15 protein-coding genes are annotated in these 25,587 nt (G+C 37.5%); 10 read left to right on the top strand and 5 right to left on the bottom strand.

The window, feature by feature from the left end; genetic code table 11:
- Nucleotides 1-210: 210 nt before the first annotated feature.
- Complete coding sequence (locus EPI11_RS05345) at nt 211-6,132, bottom strand: T9SS type A sorting domain-containing protein (RefSeq protein WP_128388921.1); 5,922 nt, start codon at nt 6,130-6,132, stop codon at nt 211-213.
- A 144-nt stretch (nt 6,133-6,276) separates the two neighbouring features.
- Here EPI11_RS05345 and EPI11_RS05340 point away from each other — a divergent pair, with 144 nt between their 5' ends.
- From EPI11_RS05340 to EPI11_RS05315, 6 genes are all read left to right on the top strand, one after another.
- Nucleotides 6,277-8,274, top strand: coding sequence for a tetratricopeptide repeat-containing sensor histidine kinase (locus tag EPI11_RS05340; protein ID WP_128388920.1), 1,998 nt, complete (start codon nt 6,277-6,279; stop codon nt 8,272-8,274).
- On the top strand, nt 8,274-8,891 hold the full coding sequence (locus tag EPI11_RS05335; protein ID WP_128388919.1) for a response regulator: 618 nt from the start codon (nt 8,274-8,276) through the stop codon (nt 8,889-8,891). The genes EPI11_RS05340 and EPI11_RS05335 overlap by 1 nt, the downstream gene beginning before the upstream one ends.
- A 382-nt stretch (nt 8,892-9,273) precedes the next feature.
- On the top strand, nt 9,274-10,122 hold the full coding sequence (locus tag EPI11_RS05330; protein ID WP_128388918.1) for an AraC family transcriptional regulator: 849 nt from the start codon (nt 9,274-9,276) through the stop codon (nt 10,120-10,122).
- 88 nt (nt 10,123-10,210) lie between these two features.
- Nucleotides 10,211-10,435, top strand: coding sequence for a hypothetical protein (locus EPI11_RS05325; protein ID WP_128388917.1), 225 nt, complete (start codon nt 10,211-10,213; stop codon nt 10,433-10,435).
- Nucleotides 10,436-10,438: 3 nt separating this feature from the next.
- Entirely contained in the window at nt 10,439-11,488 is a 1,050-nt protein-coding gene (locus EPI11_RS05320) for an NAD(P)/FAD-dependent oxidoreductase (protein WP_128388916.1), read from the top strand.
- A gap of 26 nt (nt 11,489-11,514) precedes the next feature.
- Nucleotides 11,515-12,108, top strand: a complete 594-nt coding sequence (locus EPI11_RS05315; protein WP_128388915.1) for a short chain dehydrogenase — start codon at nt 11,515-11,517, stop codon at nt 12,106-12,108.
- Nucleotides 12,109-12,307: 199 nt separating this feature from the next.
- Here EPI11_RS05315 and EPI11_RS05310 read toward each other — a convergent pair whose 3' ends face one another.
- From EPI11_RS05310 to EPI11_RS05295, 4 genes are all read right to left on the bottom strand, one after another.
- Nucleotides 12,308-14,566: an ATP-binding cassette domain-containing protein gene (locus EPI11_RS05310; RefSeq protein ID WP_128388914.1), complete on the bottom strand. Its 2,259-nt coding sequence runs from the start codon at nt 14,564-14,566 to the stop codon at nt 12,308-12,310.
- 510 nt (nt 14,567-15,076) lie between these two features.
- Nucleotides 15,077-16,144: an alpha/beta hydrolase gene (locus EPI11_RS05305; protein WP_206619099.1), complete on the bottom strand. Its 1,068-nt coding sequence runs from the start codon at nt 16,142-16,144 to the stop codon at nt 15,077-15,079.
- A 29-nt stretch (nt 16,145-16,173) separates the two neighbouring features.
- Nucleotides 16,174-16,752 carry a sugar O-acetyltransferase gene (locus tag EPI11_RS05300; protein WP_128388913.1) on the bottom strand — a complete coding sequence of 193 codons (579 nt, stop codon included), beginning with the start codon at nt 16,750-16,752 and terminating at the stop codon, nt 16,174-16,176.
- Between the two features lie 84 nt (nt 16,753-16,836).
- Nucleotides 16,837-17,712 (bottom strand): helix-turn-helix domain-containing protein, encoded by an 876-nt coding sequence (locus EPI11_RS05295; RefSeq protein WP_128388912.1) that lies wholly within the window; start codon nt 17,710-17,712, stop codon nt 16,837-16,839.
- 517 nt (nt 17,713-18,229) lie between these two features.
- Here EPI11_RS05295 and EPI11_RS05290 point away from each other — a divergent pair.
- From EPI11_RS05290 to EPI11_RS05280, 4 genes are all read left to right on the top strand, one after another.
- The gene (locus EPI11_RS05290) at nt 18,230-19,891 is read left to right on the top strand and encodes a tetratricopeptide repeat protein (protein WP_128388911.1); all 1,662 of its coding nucleotides are present in this window, start codon (nt 18,230-18,232) and stop codon (nt 19,889-19,891) included.
- 241 nt (nt 19,892-20,132) lie between these two features.
- Nucleotides 20,133-22,634, top strand: a complete 2,502-nt coding sequence (locus EPI11_RS05285) for a T9SS type B sorting domain-containing protein (RefSeq protein WP_128388910.1) — start codon at nt 20,133-20,135, stop codon at nt 22,632-22,634.
- Nucleotides 22,635-22,658: 24 nt separating this feature from the next.
- Entirely contained in the window at nt 22,659-22,940 is a 282-nt protein-coding gene (locus tag EPI11_RS18920; protein WP_164879116.1) for a hypothetical protein, read from the top strand.
- A gap of 29 nt (nt 22,941-22,969) precedes the next feature.
- On the top strand, nt 22,970-25,587 hold a 2,618-nt coding region (locus EPI11_RS05280; protein WP_164879115.1), incomplete at its 3' end, for a PKD domain-containing protein.

Below are 25,587 nucleotides of genomic sequence, written 5' to 3'. Positions count from 1 at the left end.
CGTAAAATTATGTCTGCCAAATAGTTTACCTATTAATCTTTAAACGGATTAAACAAAAATTGTCCCGACACCAGAAAATCGATTATGTCATTATACAATCTCTTATTTGACTTTTTTTAATTTGACAGATGCGACTGAACACTATACTTCTTGTTATAAAAAAAAGCATCCCTCTATAGAGAGATGCTTTTAAAAAAAAACAGGAATTGGTTATTGTTGTTTATCTACCACAATTCGTTTAGTTGTTTTACCCTTATCAGAAGTAATACTTAAAATATACACTGCTGATTCCAGTTGCATAACATCAATACTGAATGTTTCGGAATTAACACTATTTTGTTTTACTACCCTTCCATTAAGATCATAAAGTGAAGCTTGAAGATTATTATAGATAGAAAAATCAGTTATCTTAACAAAGACTTCAGTAGAAGCGGGGTTAGGATAAACAGTCATTTTAATATCACTAAAATCAATAGTACCAGAGACTGGAGAAACGACTACAATTGCTTCTGCAGAACTACAGTTAGTAGCATCTGCAACTTCACATATCAAGTAAGTTACTGTATATGTTCCTAAAGTTGCTGTTGCAGGTACAGTAAGATTACCTGTTACATCAATGGTAACACCTGTTAAGCCTCCGTCATTCACTACACTTATAATAAAATCAGTATCATTCACTGCAACGTTATTTAATAAGTCATTTGCAGTAACATCACCAGCAACTCCGGTTGTACCTTCATTAATAACAACTGCACTAAAATCATCGTTTACAGCTTCGATATCGTTGTTAACGGATAATAAGGCAAAAGTAGATAGAGTTACACAATTAATACCATTGGTTAAAAGAACTCTATACTGATAATTATCAAAAGCTACCGGTATGTCTGTAATATTTAAGGTATTTGTAGTAGTGCCTGAGTAAGTTGGTTCAGTTCCACCATCTACAACATCAGTCCAATCTGTTCCATTAGTAGTAATCTGCCATTGGAAAGTATCAGTATTAGTAGAGTTGATGGTATATGTAGCATTTCCATTAGTTTCAATACTAATATTTTCCGGGTTAGTAGTAATTATGATAGCAAGAGGCTCGATAATAGTAATATTATCTGTAAAGCTACATCCTTTAGCATCCGTTATAGTTACGGTATATGTATCTGCGATTAGTCCAGAAGCTGTTGCCTCAGTCATACCATTCGACCATGAGTAGGTGTAAGGAGCTGTACCGCCTACAGCAGTTACAGTTGCCGAACCATTGGTTCCACCATTACAAGATACATCTACATTTGTTGTTGTAGCAGATAATGCAGTAGCAGGCTGAGCAATAACAGCTGTTGTGGTAGTTATACATCCTTTAGCATCTGTTATAGTTACGGTATATGTATCTGCGATAAGTCCAGAAGCTGTTGCCTCAGCCATACCATTCGACCATAGATAGGTGTAAGGAGCTGTTCCACCAACAGCAGTTGCTGTAGCCGAACCATTCAATCCACCATTACAAGCTACATCTACTTTTGTTGTTGTAGCCGAAAGAGGAGTTGCAGGCTGAGCAATAACAACTGTTGCTGTAGTTGTACATCCTTTGGCATCTGTTATAGTTACGGTATATGTATCTGCGATAAGTCCAGAAGCTGTTGCCTCAGTCATACCATTAGACCATGAGTAGGTATAAGGACTTGTACCGCCTACAGCAGTTACAGTTGTCGAACCATTAGTTCCACCATTACAAGCTGCATCTACTTTTGTTGTTGTAGCAGATAATGCAGTAGCAGGCTGAGCAATAACAACTGTTGCGGTAGTTGTACATCCTTTGGCATCTGTTATAGTTACGGTATATGTATCTGCGATAAGTCCAGAAGCTGTTGCCTCAGTCATACCATTAGACCATGAGTAGGTATAAGGACTTGTACCGCCTACAGCAGTTACAGTTGTCGAACCATTAGTTCCACCATTACAAGCTGCATCTACTTTTGTTGTTGTAGCCGAAAGAGGAGTTGCAGGCTGAGCAATAACAACCGTTGCTATAGTTGTACATCCTTTAGCATCTGTTATAGTTACGGTATATGTATCTGCGATAAGTTCAGAAGCTGTTGACCCAGCCATACCATTCGACCAAGAGTAGTTATAAGGACTTGTACCGCCAGCAGCTGTTACAGTTGCCGATCCGTTCGATCCGTCATTGCAAGCTGCATCTACTTTTGTAGTTGTAGCCGAAAGAGGAGTTGCAGGTTGAGCAATAACAACCGTTGCTATAGTTGTACATCCTTTAGCATCTGTTATAGTTACGGTATATGTATCTGCGATAAGTCCAGAAGCTGTTGCCTCAGCCATACCATTCGACCATGAGTAGGTGTAAGGAGCTGTTCCACCAGCAGCAGTTGCTGTAGCCGATCCGTTCGATCCTCCATTACAAGCTACATCTACTTTCGTTATTGTAGCCGAAAGAGGAGTAGCAGGCTGAGCAATAACAGCTGTTGCTGTAGTTGTACATCCTTTAGCATCTGTTATAGTTACGGTATATGTATCTGCGATAAGTCCAGAAGCTGTTGCCACAGCCATACCATTAGACCATGAGTAGTTATAAGGGCTTGTACCGCCTACAGCAGTTGCTGTAGCCGATCCGTTCGATCCTCCATTACAAGCTGCATCTACTTTTGTAGTTGTAGCCGAAAGAGGAGTTGCAGGCTGAGCAATAACAACCGTTGCTGTAGTTGTACATCCTTTAGCATCCGTTATAGTTACGGTATATGTATCTGCGATTAGTCCAGAAGCTGTTGCCTCAGCCATACCATTCGACCATGAGTAGGTGTAAGGAGCTGTTCCACCAGCAGCAGTTGCTGTAGCCGATCCATTAGTTCCACCATTACAAGCTGCATCTACTTTCGTTATTGTAGCCGAAAGAGGAGTTGCAGGCTGAGCAATAACAACCGTTGCTATAGTTGTACATCTTTTAGCATCTGTTATAGTTACGGTATATGTATCTGCGATAAGTCCAGAAGCTGTTGCCTCAGCCATACCATTCGACCATGAGTAGGTGTAAGGAGCTGTTCCACCAGCAGCAGTTGCTGTAGCCGATCCGTTCGATCCTCCATTACAAGCTACATCTACTTTCGTTATTGTAGCCGAAAGAAGAGTTGCAGGCTGAGCAATAACAGCTGTTGCTGTAGCTGTACATCCTTTAGCATCCGTTATAGTTACGGTATATGTATCTGCGATAAGTCCAGAAGCTGTTGCCTCAGTCATACCATTAGACCATGAGTAGGTGTAAGGACTTGTACCGCCAGCAGCAGTTACAGTTGCCGATCCGTTCGATCCGTCATTGCAAGCTACATCTACTTTCGTTATTGTAGCCGAAAGAGGAGTTGCAGGCTGAGGAATAACAGTCGTTGCCGTTGTTGTACATGCGTTCGCATCTGTTACGGTTACGGTATACGTTCCTGCAATAAGTCCAGAAGCTGTTGCCTCAGCCATACCATTAGACCATGAGTAGGTGTAAGGACTTGTACCGCCAGCAGCAGTTACAGTTGCCGATCCGTTCGATCCGTCATTGCAAGCTACATCTACTTTCGTTATTGTAGCCGAAAGAAGAGTTGCAGGCTGAGCAATAACAGCTGTTGCTGTAGTTGTACATGCGTTCGCATCTGTTACGGTCACGGTATACGTTCCTGCGATAAGTCCAGAAGCTGTTGCCTCAGTCATACCATTCGACCATGAGTAGGTGTAAGGAGTTGTTCCACCAGCAGCAGTTGCTGTAGCCGATCCGTTTGATCCACCATTACACAATACATTTGTAAATGTATTGGTAGCTGTTAAAATATCCGGTTCAATGATGGTGAAAGATTGTGAAACAGAACATGTATTAGCATCGGTTACTGTACAGGTATAAGTCCCTAAACCAAGTCCTGTAGCTGTAGCATTAGAACCTCCCGTAGGTGACCAAGTGTAAGTTAGGGTTCCGGTTCCTCCTATGGCAATTGCTGTAGCCGATCCATCGGATTCTCCGTTACAAGAAATATTGACTTGTATCGGATTGATTGTTATGGAATTGGGTTGTGTTATAACAAAATCTAGTGTTTTTTGACATGAATTAGCATCTCTTATAGTTACGGTATAGGTACCTGCTGCTAATCCTGAAATTGAAGCAGTACCATCACCAGTAGGCGTACCATTCCAGTCATACGTATAAGAACCGGTTCCTCCAGTTACAACTACGCTTGCGGTTCCATTAGAACCTCCATTACATGATACATGGTTTATTGTTCCCTGAGTAAGAACTAATAAAGGAGGTTCAATTATCGTAAAACTTTTAATAAGACTGCACCCATTGGCATCTGTAATAGTACAAGTATGATTACCTTGTTTTAGATTACCCACTATAGAGGCTGTTGTAGTCCCATCAGACCATAAGTAACTATAGGGAGCAGTACCTCCGGTTACATTTCCTACAGCGGCAACCCCATTTGATCCACCATTGCAAGAAACAGGAGTCTGTGCAGATGAAACTGTAATGTTTGATACAGAAAGTGTTGTTGCATTTGATGTTGAAAAAGGAGGACAGTTTCCTAAAGCAAGTAGTCTGTACTGGTAGTTGTTCATTGCTGTAGTTACTCCTGAAATAGTAAGAGTAGTGGTACTTCCACCCGAATGGGTAGCACTAGTAACTGCATTAAGGAATGAAACTCCACCATTGGTACTGTATTGCCATTGGTAAGCAATTCCACCTGCTACTATTCCGGTAAGCGTTTTAGTCACACCTTGGCATGCATAAGTATTTGCTGGTAATGGAGTAATAACAGGAGGTTGATTAACGGTAAGTATGGCACTGTTAGATGGTAAACTCGTAACACAAGGAAACGAAGTATTTACTCTATATTTATAATTACTCATACTAACTGTTGCTCCTATGATGGTAAGGGCAGCTGAGTGAACACCAAAGTATGAAGTACCATCAGTAAGATTGGTAAATCCTTGGCCATCTTTATCTACCTGCCATTGGTAGGTTTGAACTCCACCTTTGGTTGCAACACTAAATACAGTATTGTTACCTGCACAAATCGCTGTGTTTGAGGGTTGAGTAGTAAATGCAGGTGCATTTACAGTTAACTCTATAGTAGCCGGAGTACCGATGCAACCATTTAACGTTGGAGTTACTATGTATGTAACCACACCTTGTCCTACTAATGTTTGTGTTATTATAGGGCCTGCACCATCAGAAAAACCGGTAACTCCCACAGCGGAAGCTGTCCATGTATATGTACAGCCAGGAGAAAAAGAACCTAGAAATAGACTTGAAGTTCCTCCACTACATGTTGTTGCTGTAGGGACTATGTTCATCTCAGGTTTCTGTACTACCGTTATCTCTACGGTAATAGGAGATCCTATACATCCGTTTAATGTTGGTGTAATTGTATAATTAGTAGTACCATCACCTGTTAATATTTGTTCAATGGTGTTTCCAGTACCTGCTGAAGTACCATTTACTGTACCGGTTGCTGTTGTTGCTGTCCATGAAAATGTTGTTCCTGGGTTTGATGTCAGGTCTATATTTGTAGTAGTACCAGAACAAATTGTTTGTGAAGCTGGTGTTGCTATAGCCACAGGTGAAGTATTCACTATCCCGGTGATTGCAATATTTTTTGCAATGGCATTTGCACTAGTAAAGGTAATATTACCTGAAGGTGTACCGGTGGCTGTTTCGGCTAACCGAACATAAAAAGTTATAAAAGAACTGCCGAAAAGATAATGACTATTTGAATAAGTACCTGAAGGTTGAGTAGATATTTCATATCCAATTGGGGCCGTTATTAATATAGCTTCTTCTAAATTATTTCCGGATACTATAAAACTTTTTAAAGGTGACGGGCTGCCTGAGCAGCGCACAATTTGGCCTAAGTTGGTCGTTGAAACATAAATTACAGGAGGAGCACTTATAGAAAGGTCAAAATAATTCAAGGACAATAAACCTGGAGAGGTATTGTTGAAGTGCGGGTCATTATCGGTAAATCCTGCTTTGTTCTCTATTTTATTCTCAAAGGTATTACTAAAGGGCTCTGCAAGTCCGTGGAAACCTGACAGGCATAAAAAGAGCAATAGAATGATCTTTTTAAAATAGGTTAATAAATAATTTTTTTTCATAAAGGGTGATTTTGTTTGTAGGGGTTTAAAATTTCAGGACAAAGTTGAATCTTAAAAAAACAGAATCATACAAGGGGAAACCCCTGATTTTTTGTTGTATACTTTTTATATGCTTTAAAAAGATACTTTTGTTAAAAAAACTGAATGATTCCAAATAGAAGATTTATCTTAAATAATATATGTGTCTTTGTCATTATAATCTTCTTTGGATCGTGCAATGAAAAAAAGGGAACTACTGTTTATAAAAAGCCTCTAAATGAAAAATTCGATGCCGTTTGTACATGGTTAAATGATAATAATAATTTTTATAAAGAAAATTATTATTCGGTTTTCTATGAATATTATAATAGGAAAATTAAAGAGAAAAAGTTTAAGGATGCTGCTCAGGCAATGGAATTTGTAAGTCTGATTAGTTCCGGTTATGCTTCATTTGATGAAACGTTTTTAAAAGAAGTCCTTTCTTTTTCTAAAAATTATAAAGACAAAGTACCTCCGATTAATTCGACTTTTGTTTATACTTTTCAGGGTGATTATTATAGTGATAAGGGCGATTTTGAGAAAGCGATTGCCAATTATATTAAGAATACATCGATTGATATAGTTGATTATAAAAGCTGCTATAAAAAAGGAGATGCTTACAGAACTATTAGCTGGTGCTACAATTCGCTTGGGAAACAAAAATTAGCTTTGGAAAACAACCATAAAGCTCATGATTGTTTTAAACAAACAGATAGAACGAATATTTTAGAAGGTATTTATGCCAATTATGCTCATATTTATATGGCAATGGATGATTGTGATAAAGCTGTGGAAAATGTAGATATAGCCATTAAATATGCCAAACTCGAAAAGCGAAATAATCTCTTTACTCATCTGTTTAATAAAATAAATTATTACGATCACTGTAAAAAGTTCGATAAGATGTATCCATTAATTGATTCTACTTATCAAGCGTTTAATAAATCAGGAATTAAAGATACTTCTATTAAAGTTTCACTATCGGTATATTATATACACAGGCTTTTTGCAGAAGATAAACTTGTTGAATCTAAAAAAATATTAGATGAATTAAAACCCGAAGTTGAAGCATTAAATTCAAGTATAACGAATCAGGAATATGCAGTTGTTTCAGCCTTTTATGAAGTTCAAAAGCATGATGGAATTAAAGATATTAAGTTAATTAAAAACTCGATTCCTCATTTTTTAGAACTTCGTAATTTTCCTAAAGCCCGCGATTGTTATGCGCTTTTATTAGAAGATGCTCTGGCGAGAAAAGATTATAAAGAAGCCTTAGATTACAGGGTTGATTTTGAAGCTGTAAAAGACAGTATTGGTAATATGGAAATGACCGATAAGGTAATGGAACTTAGTGCAAAATATGAGACGGAAAAAAAAGAACAACAAATTGAAATCCAGAAGAAAAGTATCCTCAATAAAAACACAACTATAGCTTTACTTATCTCATTTTTAATAGGGCTTATTTTTATAGTTATTGCTGTTACACTTAAGCAAAAGCAGAAGAAATTAAAACTGGAAAAGCATAATGTTCAATTATATACCAAACAGCTTTTAGAAAAAACAGAAGAAGAACGAAAACGAATTGCAAGTGATTTGCATGATAGTGTAAGCCATGAGCTATTAAGTTTAAAAAATTCAATTGAACAAAAAACTGATACTACCGATAAAAAAATTGATGCAATTATAAACGATATTCGTAGTATCAGTCGAAATTTGCATCCTATTATGTTTGATAAAGTGGGATTAAAAGCCAGTATCAATCAAATGGTTGAAAGAGCGCAGTCAATTAATGATTTTATGGTTACTGCAGACGTAGATTATATCACCGTTTTACCGTCTTCAATCGAACTACAAATTTATCGAATTATACAGGAAGGATTATCAAATATTATCAAATATGCTAATGCTGTTGCTGCAAAAATAACTGTTACAGAAAATAAGAACCATATAATCATTGAGATAAAAGATAATGGAAAAGGATTTGATGTAAATGAAACCTTAAACAATAATAATTCATTTGGTTTACACAATATTATTGAGCGAAGCAGAGCAATAGGAGGAGAAGCAAAAATAGTATCTGGCAAAAAAGGCACTATTATAACTATTGAGATAAAGAAAAACTAATGAATATATTAATAGCTGACGATCATCCATTTACATTACAAGGTACTAAAAGCTTTGTAGAGTCTTATGGTTATAAAGTATTGGATACATGCTCTAATGGCGTTTCGGCATTAAATTTAATAAAACTACACAGCCCCGATATTGCTATTTTAGATATCAATATGCCAGGATTAGATGGATTGGATGTTACCAAAAAAGTGCAGGAGAGTAAATTAAAAACTAAAATTATTTTACTTACCATGCACAAAGAAATGACTATCTATAAAAAAGCTAAGGAATATGGCATTTACGGATTTATATTAAAAGAACATGCACAGTCAGAATTAGAAAAATGTCTCCAAGAAGTTAAAAAAGGTAACCGTTATGTGAGTCTTTTTTTAGAAGAAGACTTGATTTCGGATAATCCGAATGAAAATAATGCCTTGTCAAAATTAACGTTATCCGAAAGGAAAATAATAGAACTTATTACTCAGCAAAAAACCAGTAAACAAATTGCCGAACTATTGTTTTTATCTGAAAAAACAGTTGAAGGCCATAGAAGTAATATAATTGAAAAATTAGGATTGCCTAAAGAAAAAAATGTTTTATTAAAATGGGCAATTCAGAATGTACATTAGACTCACATTACAATTCAGATATGAGTGTAAGTTTAAGTGAAATTATAAAGAAGGTACTAGTTATTTCTTGAATTGGATAGTCATTCAATCCATTTGGTTTTATTTGTTTGTTTTTCCTTTTAAATGATTTCGCCGGTCATTCAATGAAATTTTTAGATTTGATTTGGCTAATTCAAATTCACTATCGTAAATATTGAAAAGGCAATCACGCAAAGGGAAAGTGGTAACTGAAATAATAATTTTCAGAGATACTGTCAATTTAATTGTAACTCCTCATATATAAACCCTTATGATTTTCAGGAAATTGTATAGCTTTGTACAGTATTAAAGAACGATACAGGGTTTTTATTCGGCTGTATAAGGTGTTTAAGCTAATAAGGTGATGGGAACCATTCCGGTACGATTTATTCAGGATACTACAAAAGAACCTCTTTTATCGGGCAGCTTCGCCATACGCACTATTGAATCATTATCAGAAGGAAAAGATATGGTCGAAAACCTGCACAGACATGACTTCTTCTATGTGCTGGTAATCAAGAGCGGTACTGGAAGCCATGAGATCGATTTTATCCCGTACCATGTGACGAATAATTCCATATTCTTTATGAAGCCAGGCCAAGTTCACCGTCTGACGTTGAAGGCGGGTAGTACAGGATACCTTCTTCAATTCAAAAATGGATTTTTCCCCTCACAGGAGCTGCTGCGAAAGCTCAGCCATAAAAAGATATGCACACTTGCTGATGGTAATGGCGATAGGCTAATTGTACTTCTCGAGGATATGGTGAGGGAGTTTACGGAAGAGCGCGAAGGCTATCGGGAAGTAATAAAAGCAAACCTTAGTATCTTTTTTATTGAACTACTGAGGCTCCGCCGCAATAACGAAAGCAAAACGGCAGCTGCCAGCGAATACCCTCAGGAAAAGCTAGATAATTTTTTTGAAATGCTTGACACAGGCATCACACAATTCAAACAAGTTACCCACTATGCAGACGCGCTTAACCTTTCGACCTATCAGCTTGGCGCTATTACCAGATCGCTGTTGGATAAAACACCTTCGGATATAATCAGCGAGCATATTATTCTGGAGGCAAAGCGACAGCTTCTGGCTACTTCAGGTCAGGTAAACCAGATCGCCTATTATCTGGGCTATGATGACCCCTCTTATTTTATCAGATTCTTTAAAAAGCACACCGGCCATTCGCCCGAGTCTTTCAGGATTATTTCAAAATAAGTCCTATTCAATCCCGTTTTTGTCCTATTCTTAGGGCTGCAGTCCTCTATAACTTTGTGGAAATATAATAATCCCATAAGTACTCTATATGAAGACAAAAATGAAACTTATCGCATCCCTAAAGATCTGGCTTGCTATCTATCCCTCTATCACTTTGTTCCTGTTTCTTTTCGGGGAGGCACTCTCCGGGCTGCCGCTCTATGTGAGCACCTTGATGCTTACACTGGCACTGGTGCCGTGGATTGTCTTTGCGGGTGTCCCGCTGGTCGATCTTTTGTTAGGCCGTTGGATTTCTTTACACGATAAAAAATAAAGCATGATACCCGAAGATAATCCTGGACTATCCCGACGCAAATTCATTGCAAAGGTCAGTCTGGTCTCAACCGCACTGGCTGTACCATTTCAAGGCTTAAGTTTTATAAAACCACCTATTATGAAAGACAAAACACTATATGACGCCATCATTGTCGGTGGTAGCTATTCCGGCCTTGCCGCCGCGATGGCCCTTGGCCGTGCACTAAAGCAGGTACTAATTATCGATAATGGGAAGCCCTGCAATGCACAGACGCCATACTCGCACAACTTTCTTACTCAGGATGGAAATACCCCTGCAGGCATTGCAGCGCTGGCGTTCACACAGGTAGAGAGCTATGAGAATGTGAAATTTTATAACGGACTTGCAACAACGGGCAGAAAGACGGATGATGGATTTGAAATACGCCTTGCCACAGGTGAGGCATTTAGGGCAGGAAAATTAATCTTCGCCACAGGAATTAGGGATATCATGCCTGCAATTGAAGGCTTTGCTGAGTGCTGGGGCATTTCTGTGATACATTGCCCATATTGCCATGGTTATGAAGTAAGGGGTTTGAGAACCGGTATTTTAGCCAATGGTGAACAGGCGTTCGATGTTGTAAGGCTTATTTCCAATTGGACCAAAGACCTTACCGTTTTTACAAACGGAAAAACAAGCCTTAGCGATGAGCATTCCCTTGCGTTGGAGGAACACCAGATTACTATAATCGAAAAAGAAATTCAAAAATTGGAACATATTAATGGGCATATCAATACTATTTTTTTTAAAGATGGTACCAAATCTACTTTATCGGCTTTATATGCTCCAAGACCCTTTGAGCCTCATAGCATGATACCGGAAACCCTGGGCTGTGAGCTTACAGAAGAAGGTTATATTAAAACCAATGCTTTGCAGGAAACCTCAGTGCCTGGCATTTACGCCTGTGGGGATAACAGCACCCGTATGCGTACGGTTGCCAATGCGGTAGCAATGGGCACTGCGGCAGGCATGTCTGCCAGTAAAAAAATAATTCTCGATCAGTTCCAGTATACTGTTTCTACGAAATACTAAGAATATTCACTTTTAAAATTTAAACAATGAAAATCATTTTAGTCGGTGCTACAGGCACCATGGGTACATATCTTGCAGGTACCCTTGAAAAAGAGCACGAAATCATTAGGGTAGCCTCCAAAGGCAGTGATATTGATACGGATATCACCTCGGTTGCATCAATAGAAAAGATGTTTCTTAAGGCAGGCCATTTTGACGCGCTCATCTCTACAGCAGGTCCTACGTTTGTAGGACCTTGGAAGAAACTAAATAATGAGACTTTCCGCCAGGGAGTGGAAGGGAAAATGATGGGACAGATCAACCTGGTACTCATCGGCCAGAAGTACATCAACCCACAGGGATCATTTACTCTTATAACCGGCGCTTTGACGCATGATCCCCAAATAAACTTCGCCAATGCATCGGCTGCAAATGGAGCTGTCGAAGGTTTTGTGCGCGGAGCGGCCATTGAGCTGGGAAATGGCATCAGGATTAACGCAGTAAGCCCCACTGTTATTGAGAACTCCCCACAGTATTTTCCATACTTCCCAGGTGAGATTCCCACCACGATGAAACAGCTCGAATATGCATTCAGAAAAAGTCTGTTTGGTTCTGTTACTGGTAAAGTTATACGACCATAACCTTTAGCATCGTTTAAAGCAACTTTGATTATGTTGCCTAAACTGTTTCAGTGGAGTGTCAGGCACTGTAATCAAACACTTAATTCTAATTTTGACTTTTTTGAGAACTTAAAATAGGCTCTACTGGGGTAACCATAAAAAGCTTGAGAATCTAGATTTTCAAGCTTTTTATGGTTAGAAAATCCTTTTATTTCCATTATTACTTTCCTTTACCTAAATGCTGTCTTAAATATTCTGCCGTTATAGAAACGGTGTCGTTCAATAATTCAGAAACCGTTCCGGTGAACAAAACATTTCCTCCATATTTTCCAGCGCCAGGACCAATATCAATAACCCAGTCTGCCTGGGCAATCACATCAAGGTTATGTTCTATAATGATTAGGGTATTATTATTGTCAACCAAGTTATTCATAAAATTTAAAACCTTTTGGGTATCACTTGGATGTAAGCCTGTACTCGGCTCATCAAGAACGATTATTTTATTGGAATGTTTCAGTTCTTTGGTCAATTTCAGGCGTTGTCTTTCTCCACCTGAAAAACTGTCTAACCGTTGCCCCAAAGTAAGGTAGCTTAAACCTAATTTAAGTAACATATCGAAGGATATGTAATACAATTTATCAGGAAAAAAATCAATTGCTTCCTCAACGGTCATATCCATGATCTCAACAATATTTTTATGGTTATAAAGATACTTTAAGACCTGTGGTTTAAAACCTGAACCTCCGCAAACTTCACATGGTTGTTCTATGTCATCCATAAATGCCAAATCAATTTTTTCGACACCAATTCCTTTACAATTTAGGCAAGCGCCCTCACTATTTCTACTAAAAAGTTTATCGGAAACATGGTTTGCTTTTGAAAATCGTCTTCTTATATCATCAGATAAGTTTAAGTACGTAAGTAAATTAGAACGTATGCTTGCAGCAAATAAAGACTGATCAATAATTGTTATTTCAGGATAAAATTTAGGTAGTACCTTATTAATTAAGGTACTCTTACCTGAACCTGCAACTCCTGTAACTACAGTCATTATGTTTTTGGGGATTTTTACGTTTACGTTGTTAAGGTTATGCAAATTACCATTTTCAATTCCCAAAAATCCTTTTGCGCTTCTTGGTTTGTTATTAATTTCAGGTACTTTCGCAAAGTATAAACCAGTTTTTCCGTTCGATTTTTTTAATCCCTCGAATGTACCTTCATAAGTTATTTTTCCACCGTTTTTCCCTGATTGTGGTCCCATATCAATTATCCAATCAGCAATTTTAATCAAATCGGGGTCATGCTCAACAATTAAAACCGTATTCCCTTTATCTCTTATCTTTTTAATTATAGAAGCAATATTTTGTAAATCCTTAGGATGAAGTCCTATGCTTGGTTCATCAAAAATATAGAGTAGGTCAGTCAGGTTATTTCCAAGATTTCTAACCATTTTTATTCTTTGGCTTTCTCCTCCCGAAAGTGTATCTGTTCTTCTGTCCAGTGTTAAATATTGTAATCCTATATTGATTATGTTTTGAAGTTTCTTTTGAACTTCAATAAGAATTATTTCAAAAGTTTTGGATTGAAGGGAATTTATAAACTCCAAAAGTTCATCTATCGAAAGCGCTGTACAGTCGGCAATATTTTTGTTATTGATTTTACAAGACAAGATTTTATCATTCAATCTTTTACCATGACAAACCGGGCAGGGTTTCGTTACAATGATACTTTTCAGGGCCTCTTTACGAGTGATATTTTCCTTTGAGTCTTTCTTTAGAAATGCTTTCTCAATTCGGGGGATTATACCCTCATATTTTACGGTTTTCCCCCATTCCTTATGAGGTGTCTTAGGTTTGTGTTCAGGTGAGTTCAAAAGCATTTCCCACTCCTCTGAAGAATAATCTTTTACCTTTTTATCAGTATCAAAATAGCCTGACTGTGTATATCTCGTTAAACGCCAACCACCCGGTTGAAAAGTTGGGAATTCAATTGCACCCTCACTCAGTGACTTCTGTTTATCTATGAGCGCATCTACATTCACCGTCTGTATAAAACCAAGTCCCTCACACTCTTGACACATCCCCAAAGGATTATTAAATGAAAACATATTGGAATATCCAACAAACGGCTTTCCCATTCTGGAGAAAAGCAGTCTTAAAGAAGCGTACACATCTGTGGCTGTTCCTACGGTTGACCTTGCACTTCCGCCTAATCTTTTTTGGTTAATGATAATGGGAACATTCAAGTTTTCAATTTTATCTACTTCCGGAACTCCAATATGTAGCAGCCGGTTTCTGATAAAACTACCTTGCGTTTCATTAAACTGACGCTGTGCTTCAGCCCCAACCGTTTCAAAAACCAATGACGATTTACCTGAACCGGAAACACCTGTAAATACAGTAATCTGATTTTTTGGTATTTTTACAGTAATATTCTTCAGGTTATTTTGCCGTGCATTTGTGATGATAATGTCTTTCATATTTATTGTTTTTGGCCATACTTAACAAAGTTAACTAATTTCATACCATGCATGAAGCCAAAGGAAATTCTACAATGTATTTACGGAATTGGACTACTTTATTTTGGCAAATATGAATAAGGGCAATGTAAACGGAGTAACAGCTGCACATTACAACATCATCTAAATAATAAAGCATAGGAAAACGGGTTGGAAAGGCTTTTAACATAAGCCTACCTGTGATTTCCAGACAACTTAAATTTCTGATTGAAAATAAACTTATAGAATAAAAAACAATCCACTAGTTGTATTGCCGAAATCAGATGTTTGGAAATAATATATAAAGGAGTAATAACGACACCTTTTTTGAAATTTGGTGATATACTAGAAATAGAAATGAAAGATAGAGATGGTAAATCTATAATTTGGAAAAATTAATCAAAAATTACAAAATATACTCCTGTTCAATAGTTTTTTTAACTAAAATATAAATGTTTGGTTCTGTCTGTTACACTTAGCAGATTAAAGATTTTATTTTAAATATTTTTTAAAGAATGCTTCCAACTTATCAAAAGGAATTAATTCTATATTATCATAAAGGTCTACGTGACCAGCATTTGAAACATAATATAATTCTTTAGGTTCGGCTGCACGTTTATAAGCGTCTTCACTAAACTCTTTTGAATGTGCTTTATCTCCAGTGATAAAAAGTAAGGGGCGAGGTGAAATTGTTTCTATATCATTAAAGGGATAAAAATTATTAAATTTTGTATTACTGCTCAAAGTTGGATGAGTGGTTGTTTTTGGCGAACCACCAATTGGAGTATATTCTCCTCTTGGTGTACGATAGAAATCATAAAATTCACGTTGAATGGGATTCGTGTTTTCATCTAGCTGATGCGTTGTTCCCCCTGTATATTTTGTTTCTCCATCAGTAAATTCTGTGTAACGTTGCGCTGCAGCTTCTGCGATAATTTTCTTTCTCTGTTCTAGAGTTTGTGAATGGTTTAGTGCATTACGATTGGCTGACCCCATATCATACATACTTACTGTTGCAATGGCTTTCATTCTTGGGTCGATCTTAGCGGCACTGATAACAAAACTTCCGCTGCCACAAACTCCAATGGAACCAATATTGCTTCGGTCAACAAATGTTCGTGTACCCAAAAAATCTACTGCTGCACTAAAATCTTCTGCATACATATCTGGTAAAACAGCGTTACGTGGCTCGCCTGCGCTCTCGCCCCAAAAAGATAAATCAATTGATAAAGTAACAAATCCACGATCAGCCATGTTTGAAGCATAGACATCAGCACTTTGCTCTTTGACAGCTCCCATTGGATGACCAATAATAATGGCTGCGTGTTTTGCATTAAGATCTAAATCATTGGGTATAAAAAGATGTCCCACAACATCCAATTTATATTGGTTTTTAAAAGTAACCTTATACATAGTAACGTTCTTGCTAACTTTAAAAGTTGTAAATTCTTTTGGCGATATCTTTTCCATTGCTTGTGCTTGATGATCTTGCTTCTTTTGTGCATATACCTGTCCTAATAACATAAAAACCGCAATTATTAAAATCGTACATTTTCTCATTTTGTATGTGTTTAATGAATATTTAAAGCCTAATAATTTTCTGAAATTGATTTAATGAACTTAGCGGGAATTCCACCGACAATAGTATTATCAGGAACATCTTTAGATACTACAGCACCCGCAGCTACAATAGAATTTTTACCAATAGTTACACCAGGAAGAATGGTGGCACCAACACCAATCCAGGCTCCTCTTTTTATTAATATCGGCTGGGAAATTGTTGCTCTTCTTTCGCTAGGATTTATAGGATGATTGGTGGTAACTAGGTTTACTTTTGGACCAATAAGTACATTGTCCTCAATGGTGATACCGCCTCTATCCATAAATGTACAGGCGTGATTAACAAATACATTTTTACCGATGTTTATATTTTCTCCAAAATCGGAATAGAAAGGTGGAATGATGAAAAAAGTAGTATCTACTTTCTTACCAATTAGTTCGCTAAAAATAGCATTGATTTCTTGCATATCATCCGTAACAAGATTATTTAGTTTTCCAGTAGTACGAATAGCTTTTTGAATAATCTTAAATAATTCTGGATATTCAGGGTCATTAAGCTGGATTGTTTCGCCTGATTTGTCTCTTGTGAAAATAGTTGCCGTTTCCATATTTCTTTACATTAATTACAAATACAAAGCTATGTCAGAACCCAGTTCGCATAGTAACAAGAATCAAACCTATAATTAAGAAAATCAAACTAAATTTAAACGGAATTTTTTTGGATTTGTTCCGGTATTTTTCTTGAAAAAATTATTAAAGTAAGTTGGATATTCAAAACCAAGTGCATATGCTATTTCTGCAATATTCCAATCAGTGTGTTGCAGCAGTGCCTTTGCTTCACTAATAATTCGTTCTGAAATATGAGTCGTTGTAGACTTTCCTGTAACTCCTTTCACAGCTCGGTTGAGATAATTTATATGAAGAGATAAAGCGTTAGAATAATCCTGTGCAGTTTTTAATTCCAGTGGTCGTTCACTGGTTTCAATTGGGAATTGCCTTTCCAATAACTCTAAAAAAACGGATGTAATTCGGGATTGAGCATTATTGCTGTTTGTATAATTATCAGAAGGTTGCATTTTAAGCGCCTCGTGAATTATCAAATTAATGTAATTTCGAATCAAGTCATCTTTATAAGCATAATCCGTTTGTTGTTCATCCATCATTTTACAGAAGAGTGTGTTCAGAAAATTTCGCTGTTCCTCTGTTATTTTCAAAATAGGTGTACCTCCAATCTTAAATAAGGAAGAATGCTGTAAACTTTCAGAACGATCTGATTTCAAGAACTCTTCTGAAAACAAACAGGTATAACCTACGTAGCTTGTTGAGATTGTCTCCCAGGAATAAGGAATGTGAGGATTGCCAAAAAACAAAATAGTTCCCTCTGCATTAAAGCTTTTATCAGCATAATGAACAATACTCTTTCCAGTAGTTAGGCAAATTTTATAAAAATCCTTTCTACTGTAATTGCGTGTTGAATTACCATCACTTTCTATCTGGAAAGTATTAAATCCTTTTAGTTTTAATTCAGTATTGAATTCAGAAACCGAACGTATAATTTTACTTTGCATTTAACAAAGTTATAAAAAACAAACCTGAATCAAAAAGCAACTTATATTTTTCCTTGTAGTATATTGTAACTTATGGACTAAAAGGAGGATACAAAACGGTTTAGGCTTTAAAAGTTTTGAATCGGCTAAACGTACTTTGAATGGAATTGAAGTTGTACACATGTTGATAATGAATCAGATAATTAATCCTGGGATTACTATGTTCAAATCATTCTCTAAACAGGCAGCCTAAATTAGAGTGCTCCAATATCCTGGATCTTTACAAACAGATGTGACAGAACCTAAAAACAGCAGCTTAACCAAAAGTTAATGGATTGCGTTTTGAGATCTAATAATAAAAGTAATAATTTATTGTTAATTAGAACAAAATTTATGTTAATCTTGCGAAATATAAACTAAAACAAGAGCCCATAATTTTGAGTACTTATTTTTACGGTATTTAAATTTTTAGTTTTTTTACAGTTTACTAACTTATGCGAATGTTATTACTTTCAACTTAAATTCTCAAATCATTATTATGAAGAGCGTTACTATTTTTAAGTTTTTTAGCTTGTTTATTTTGCTATTGGTTAATGAAACAGCTTTAGCTACTAACAAGGATCAGGTACCTTCAAAAGAATGCTTAAGATTATTTGATCTCGGAATAAAAGAAGGCTCCAAAGGCCATTATAATACAGCTTTGGAATACTTGACCAAAGCGGAACTCCTTGCTGAAAAAGTACATTGGAAAGACAAACTTTTCGTTATAAAATTCAATATAGCGGCTAATTATGCAAACCTTTCTAATTATGGTGAAGCTTTAGGCTATTATAAAGATGCACTTAAATATGCTACAGAAAACGATAAAGGAAAAGAAAACCGGCTCAAGGCATTGATCAATATTGCTCTCATATATTCATTTGAAAATGATAATAGTATTGCTTTAGAATATATGTTAAAGGCATATAAAGAGGCGAAAGAACTGAAATCAGAGGACCTTATCGTTTATTCGGGGACTAATTTGTGTCACATATATAGTATATTAGGCAATTTTTCGCAGGCTAAAAAGTATTTAATGGAAGTCAGGGATATTCCAAAAACTAAAGAAGTCGAGCAAAAGTGGCAAATTAATTATGCAGACGTTTTAATTTCAGAGGGAAAGATCGCCGAGGCAGAAAAAATAGGAAAGAAATTGCTAGATGAAGTAGAAGAAAAAAAAGCTTCTGGCTGTTATATATGCATTGCTAAAACGCTTACACACTTATACGAGAAACAAAATAAAATGGAATTGGCAATTTTATATTCAAAAAAAGGATTGCAAAGCACCATAGAAAAAAAGGATCGTATAGAATTATATGCAGCCTTATCACGGCTCTATTTTAAAAACAATGAGTTTGTATTATCCTCCCAGTACAAAGATTCAGTCATCATTGAAAAAGATGCACTAAGAGTATTGGTGAACCGCGGACTTTTTGAAAGCAATAAAATAAAACTCAGGGTTCAGGATTACAGGAATGCATTGCAGGCTAAAACTCAAAGACAGCAGTTGGAGCGTAATTTTTTCATCGCCGTTATTGTGCTAAGTATTGTTATTACTATTTTTTTATACCGCGGCTTGCGCCATAAAATTACACGACAGCGGCAGGAAAAAACCATTATTAATCTTAAGCTCGAACAAAAGAGCAAAGATCTTGATACCATTAAGGCAAAGGAACAATTAAAGCGCGAAAAGCTAAAGAACACAATTGCAGAAAAGAACCGCGAACTTTCGGCCAAGGCTTTATACCTGTCAATTCGCAATGAGCTTATTGAAAAGTCAATCAATGCACTGAGTTTAGTTCCGGAAATATCTAAAAACGCTTCTGTTTCCAATCATATAAAGTCGCTAAAGAACCATTTAAAAAGCGATGCTGGCTGGGAGGATTTTATTTCACACTTTGAAAAAGTAAATCCCGCCTTTATTAAAACGGTAAAAGAAACGCACCCTGAACTTAATGGCAAAGACATCCGCCTTATTTGCTGTGTATTTCTAAATCTTGACATCAAGGAAATCGGCAATATTTTTAATGTGACCTACAACGCGGCCAATAAACGAAAACAACGCGTAAGGCAAAAAATGGGGCTTGATGAGGACGCTTCTTTGTATGAATATCTTTTAAAGCTGGATAATTCAAATTTAACCAGAGCAGTTAAAGTCTAATCATGTCTAATAAAGTTAAATCATTGTTTTATAAGGCTTTCAGTTAATTATTTTTAAAAACGACCTTAAATTTCACTAGTAGCGACTCTATAATTCACCCTTTAAAATATAATTATTGTGCTGTAATTAGCAATATTTGTTTCGGGCTACGTGTGTTCAATTTTCTAGATCCAAAGCTTTTTGAAATGGAGAACACATAAGTTGATTATAATAATTCACGATAATTAAAATCTTAAAGACGATGAAAAAACAATTACTACTGGTTACACTTCTTTTTTTAATTAACTGCAGTTTACAGGCTCAATTTCAAAATGGCCTCTGGACTGGTAAAGAGGCTTATAATTGGCCAGGGTATGACCTTGGACTAAATTTTTCTACTTCGCCTCTCCAGTTAGTAGATGGAGGGCCAAATGAGTTTTTTGAAGGTTATGGAGCAATATCTGATAGTGCCGGAAATCTCCTTTTCTATAGCGACGGAGTAACGGTCTGGAATAAGAACCACGAGGTTATGGATAATGGGCAAGGCTTATTAGGAGAAATTTCGTCTACACAATCGGGATTAATTATCCCCAAACCTGGTAATGAAGGTCTTTACTATGTTTTTTCAACAAATAATGGAGAACAGCAAATTTACGACCCTAATGCCCCATCTTCAGGGTATTATTATTCTGAGATTGACATGAACTTAAATGGTGGATTAGGTGCTGTCACTTCAAACAAAAACATTCTTCTTGCCGCTCCGTCAGGCGAGAAAATAACAGCCGTTTATCACGCCGATGGAGAACAAATTTGGTTACTAACACATGCTGGAAACGCATGGGGCAACGACGGCCCAAGCAATTTTTTTAAAGCATTTTTAGTTTCGGCAAGTGGCGTTTCAACAATTCCTGTTGTTAGTGCAGCTGGTGAGGCAATATGGCAAAGTTATGGACAGATGAAAGCCTCTCCCGATGGAAAAAGAGTTGCCTTTATTAATGTTCTATTTTTTGATCCATTATTGGAAGTGTTCGATTTTGATTCAGCCACCGGCCAGCTATCGAATCCAATTAACCTCAGTCTGGCAGTACAGTTCGGCTGGATGGGGTATGGAGTGGAATTTTCACCGAACAGTAGATTCCTTTATGTTGGAGAGACAATGCCTGGTAAACTTCGTCAATATGACCTTGAAAGTGATAATGCAGAGCAAATTTTGGCATCCGAAACCGTTCTCGCTGATTTCGGAGAGGAGGAGATGGGCGTCAACCGTATGAGTGCTATTCAGGCAGGCCCTAATGGGAAAATCTATTTAGTTTTCAATAATAATCTTGTTGAGATAGGATATCCGAATAATCCAGGTATAGCATGTGGCGTTAATTTACAGGGTATTGGAGATTTACAAGGTGTTAAAATAGAAAGAGGTGCGGGGCTGCCAGGTTTTATCCAGGACTACTTTGAATCGGGTATTTTATACGAAGGAGGAACCTGTTCAGGTGCTGAAATCGCTTTTTCTACACTGCGTATCCCGGGAATAACATCAATATCATGGGATTTTGGCGACACTGCAAGCTCAACCAATACGTCTACCGACCTTTTACCTACGCACACTTACAACACCGCCGGCACATACACAGTAACGGCAACGATAACAAGTAATGGAGCGATACAAACTGCTACTACGGAGGTTGTAATAAATCCTCTTCCGGTAGTTTTAGTTCCGGGAGATGGTTTGTCACAATGTACTGATAGCTACGGAAATACAACATTCGACTTGACTGCCTTTAATTCGGACATATTAAATGGACAAAACCCTGAATTGTTTACAATAACATATTACTCCAACGAGCAGGATATTGCTACGGATAATCCAATCGATAACCCACAGAATTTTTCAACTCCGGGACAAACTGTTTTTGCGATGGTAGCCAATAATGAAACAGGTTGCAGCGTACAACTTTCCTTTGTACTTATTGCCTCGAAGCTTCCCCTAGCAAACGTTCCGTTAAATATTGCAAAATGTTCAGATACAACTTCGGCAATTTTCGACCTTACACAGCAGGATGTATTGATTCTGCAAGGCCAAAATAGCGATGGATTGGCGGTAGCCTATTTTGATGATATGGCAGATATTGAATCGAATAATCCAATTAGCCAGCCTTCTGCTTTTACTTCAACAGGACAATTGGTATATGCTATCGTAATAAATACGCTTACTGGCTGTTCCTCTGCCGTAGTGTCTTTTGAGATCTCAGTTCCGCAACCCTCTGTTTCTGGTGAAATACTTATGATGGAAGGATGTGTGCCTTATGATCTAATTGAAATCGGAAATAAATTAGGGCAAGGTCAAATACTGTCTTTTTATACGAGTGAGCAAAACGCTATTGAGAAGTTAAATGCAATTGCTAATGCTTCAAAATATGTCCCACAAAATGAAGAATCTATATTTGTACGTGCTGAAGATGCCGAAGGGTGTGCAGCCATTTATGGTTTAACATTACAAAAATTAGGCTGCGAGATCCCAAAAGGCATTTCTCCAAATGGCGATGGAAAAAACGATAGTTTTGATTTGTCATCCTTTGATGTTTCAGAGCTGAAAATATTTAATCGATATGGAAAAATCGTCTTCAGCAAAAAGAATTATTCTGATGAATGGCATGGACAGTCGGATAACGGCAATGATCTTCCCGATGCAACGTATTATTACATGTTGCAATTGAACAATGGAGAGAGCAAAACAGGTTGGGTATATGTGATTCGAAAAAGCTAATGATGAATTATTTTATACAGACTCATGGAAGATAATACGGAGTTTTATCCGATGTCGCAAACGCCACTTCCTGATTCGAGTGATACCAGTTTTAGTTGTACTGTCATTATTTACGGGGCAGAATCACAGCATGTGGAATTGGGTTATTATGATTTTGAAGAAGGCCACTGGGCGCATTTTGGAAAAAAAGGTTTCCTGTTAAAATGCTGGTGCTATATTCCAAATCCGGGAAATTTTTTAAAGCTAGCCTCTTGGGAGGCGGTAGCATCAAAAGGCTACAAAGCCAATATATTCGACAATTTATAATTGAGATAGTTGAGGATCTCCAAAAGAAGATGATAAAAAAACTTTTTATACTATTTTTCGTAGTTGCGTCTGCGTCTTTAACCGCACAGCGGGAGGCTGCCAATTGGTATTTTGGCTTTAATGCAGGATTGGATTTTAATTCTGGTTCCCCTATTTCTCAAAATGGTCAATTGTCTTCAGAAGAAGCGTGTGCCAGTATTTCGGATAGTGACGGCAATCTTTTGTTTTATACTGATGGCGTTAGAGTTTATAATGCAAATCACGTTTTAATGCCTAACGGAGCTGGCCTCTGGGGACATGAAAGTACAACTCAGGGAGCCATAATTATCCCGCAGCCAGGAAATCCGGACAGATATTATATTTTTACACAGGATTATCAAGGAGAGGTAAGAGGATTGGCTTATACGGTTGTGGATATGACTCTTGATGGTGGGCTTGGAGGAGTAGTAGCAACTGAAAAAAATATCCAATTAAGTACCCCCACAACAGAGAAGATGACAGCCGCTTTTCATGCCAATGGAGAAGATATTTGGGTGATAGCCCATGTTTATGGAACTAACGAATTTTTAGCCTATTTGGTCACGGCCGGAGGAGTTTCTACTGTACCTGTAGTTAGCGCAGTTGGAGAGGTTGCTACGATAATGTTTGGAGCTGGAAGCACCGCGGGATACTTAAAAACATCTCCAAATGGAAAAAAGCTAGCCTCGGCAAAGCAGGTTGCACTGTCGGGGCTCGAGTTATATGATTTTGATGCGTCTGGAGGTATCATCAGCAATGCTCAAAAAATTACTTCCTCATCAGTATATGGTGTTGAATTTTCTGCCGACAGTAAGGTTTTGTATGCCTCTTCTTCGGGAGGGATTAGACAATATGATATTACACAATCTAATCTTGCTGCGATACAGGCATCTGAATTAATTATGGCTTCAGGTATTCAGCATGGAGCACTTCAGTTGGGTATTGATGGAAAGGTATATGCGGCACGGTATAATTTAAATTTTCTGAGCGTCATTAATAATCCGGGCATTTTAGGATTGGGCTGTAATTTTATACAGGATGCTACATTACTTTCACCTAATACCAAAAGTGGTTTTGGTTTGCCAAATTTCCTTACTTCTTACTTCCAATTCGAATTAGGCTTTAAAGACCTATGTGCAAAACAGCCAACCCAAATGGAGATCATTAGCCGTTCTAACATTGCCACGGCAAGCTGGAACTTTGGCGATCCGGGCTCGGGAGCAAACAATACTTCCACGACAATACAGCCAAGCCATATTTATGCTATTCCGGGGACGTATACGGTAACGGTTACCCTGACTACAGACGTAGGATACAGCATTACCCTGACCAATATGGTTACTATCATTGCGAGCCCTGTAGCGAATAAACCGAGCAACCTGATCACCTGCGATGTTTTGCCCAATGACGGTTTTGCGCAGTTTACCCTTTCAAACCAGACTGCTACTATCTTAGGCACCCAACCGTCAGCAGACTATAGTGTTGCTTATTACGCAAGTGAGGATGATGCCAGGGCAGAAAACATGGCATTGCCACAGAATTATACCAATACGAGCAATCCTCAGACAATTTATGCACGAGTTACCAGTAATGCCAATGACTGTTATGATCTGACGACCTTTACGGTAACAGTAAATCCGACGGCAGAAGTTACTGATCCCGATGACCAGGAAGCTTGTGAAGAAACACCGGGCAGCGGTATTTCCCATTTTGACCTTACCCAGTCTATTCCAGAAATCACCAATGGTGCTAACGGACTTAGTGTAACTTTTTATAAAACACAATCCGATCTAAATAACAATATCCCGATCACTACTCCAACAAATTATACCAATACCACTCCGGGTGGAGAAACAGTATACTTCCAGGCAGCAGACCCTGCAGCTCCGGATTGTAAAGCAGGAGGGAGCCTTGATCTTGTTGTTAATGGTCAGCCGCCTTTAAACACAAATATTCCCGTTTACAAACAATGCGATTACAATAACCCGGGTGATGGATTCGAGAGTTTTGATTTGACTTCGATGTACCCATCAATTACTTCAACCCCGGGACTGACACTAACATATGAGTATCAAAGCGCAGGGACAAGAGTAGCGATAGCCGACCCAACGAACTTTACCAATACCATATCAAACCAGCAAACTATTTATGTATCTACCACAAATAATTCCGGTTGTAAGAGCGAAGTAAGTTTTGTGATAAAAGTAAATCCACTACCTGGTATAAATTCTAATTTACAGCCGTTCTACGCCTGTGAAGAACTGCAGGGACAAGGAAAGTTCAACCTGCCGCAAATCAGCCAGGGACTTACTTCCACTTCAACAATTTACACTGTAAAATATTATACAGGTATCACAGAAGCAGAAGCAGGAGGAACAGATAACCTTCCTGACTTTTATACCACAGCACCAACCACGATCTACGCACGTGTTTCCGATATTGCTACGGGTTGTTTCACTATTACCCCTGTGGTATTAGAAGTTATCCCAGCGCCAATAGCTGCAGTTCCTGCACCGCTTGAGATCTGTGATACGAACAACGACGGTTTTGGTGTTTATAACCTTGATCCTGTTATCCAGGCTATCCAGGCTTCTTTAGGCAATGTAGTTGTAACAGTTCATGAGACGCC

The organism is Flavobacterium cerinum, assembly GCF_004028155.1.
In the GTDB taxonomy this organism is placed as follows: domain Bacteria; phylum Bacteroidota; class Bacteroidia; order Flavobacteriales; family Flavobacteriaceae; genus Flavobacterium; species Flavobacterium cerinum.
This window is presented reverse-complemented; position numbering and strand designations above follow the sequence as displayed.

What these genes read in the sequence shown, in the direction of transcription:
- EPI11_RS05345 (WP_128388921.1), bottom strand. Translation starts at nt 6,132, where the DNA reads ATGAAAAAAAATTATTTATTAACCTATTTTAAAAAGATCATTCTATTG.
- EPI11_RS05340 (WP_128388920.1), top strand. Translation starts at nt 6,277, where the DNA reads ATGATTCCAAATAGAAGATTTATCTTAAATAATATATGTGTCTTTGTC.
- EPI11_RS05335 (WP_128388919.1), top strand. Translation starts at nt 8,274, where the DNA reads ATGAATATATTAATAGCTGACGATCATCCATTTACATTACAAGGTACT.
- EPI11_RS05330 (WP_128388918.1), top strand. Translation starts at nt 9,274, where the DNA reads ATGGGAACCATTCCGGTACGATTTATTCAGGATACTACAAAAGAACCT.
- EPI11_RS05325 (WP_128388917.1), top strand. Translation starts at nt 10,211, where the DNA reads ATGAAGACAAAAATGAAACTTATCGCATCCCTAAAGATCTGGCTTGCT.
- EPI11_RS05320 (WP_128388916.1), top strand. Translation starts at nt 10,439, where the DNA reads ATGATACCCGAAGATAATCCTGGACTATCCCGACGCAAATTCATTGCA.
- EPI11_RS05315 (WP_128388915.1), top strand. Translation starts at nt 11,515, where the DNA reads ATGAAAATCATTTTAGTCGGTGCTACAGGCACCATGGGTACATATCTT.
- EPI11_RS05310 (WP_128388914.1), bottom strand. Translation starts at nt 14,566, where the DNA reads ATGAAAGACATTATCATCACAAATGCACGGCAAAATAACCTGAAGAAT.
- EPI11_RS05305 (WP_206619099.1), bottom strand. Translation starts at nt 16,144, where the DNA reads ATGAGAAAATGTACGATTTTAATAATTGCGGTTTTTATGTTATTAGGA.
- EPI11_RS05300 (WP_128388913.1), bottom strand. Translation starts at nt 16,752, where the DNA reads ATGGAAACGGCAACTATTTTCACAAGAGACAAATCAGGCGAAACAATC.
- EPI11_RS05295 (WP_128388912.1), bottom strand. Translation starts at nt 17,712, where the DNA reads ATGCAAAGTAAAATTATACGTTCGGTTTCTGAATTCAATACTGAATTA.
- EPI11_RS05290 (WP_128388911.1), top strand. Translation starts at nt 18,230, where the DNA reads ATGAAGAGCGTTACTATTTTTAAGTTTTTTAGCTTGTTTATTTTGCTA.
- EPI11_RS05285 (WP_128388910.1), top strand. Translation starts at nt 20,133, where the DNA reads ATGAAAAAACAATTACTACTGGTTACACTTCTTTTTTTAATTAACTGC.
- EPI11_RS18920 (WP_164879116.1), top strand. Translation starts at nt 22,659, where the DNA reads ATGGAAGATAATACGGAGTTTTATCCGATGTCGCAAACGCCACTTCCT.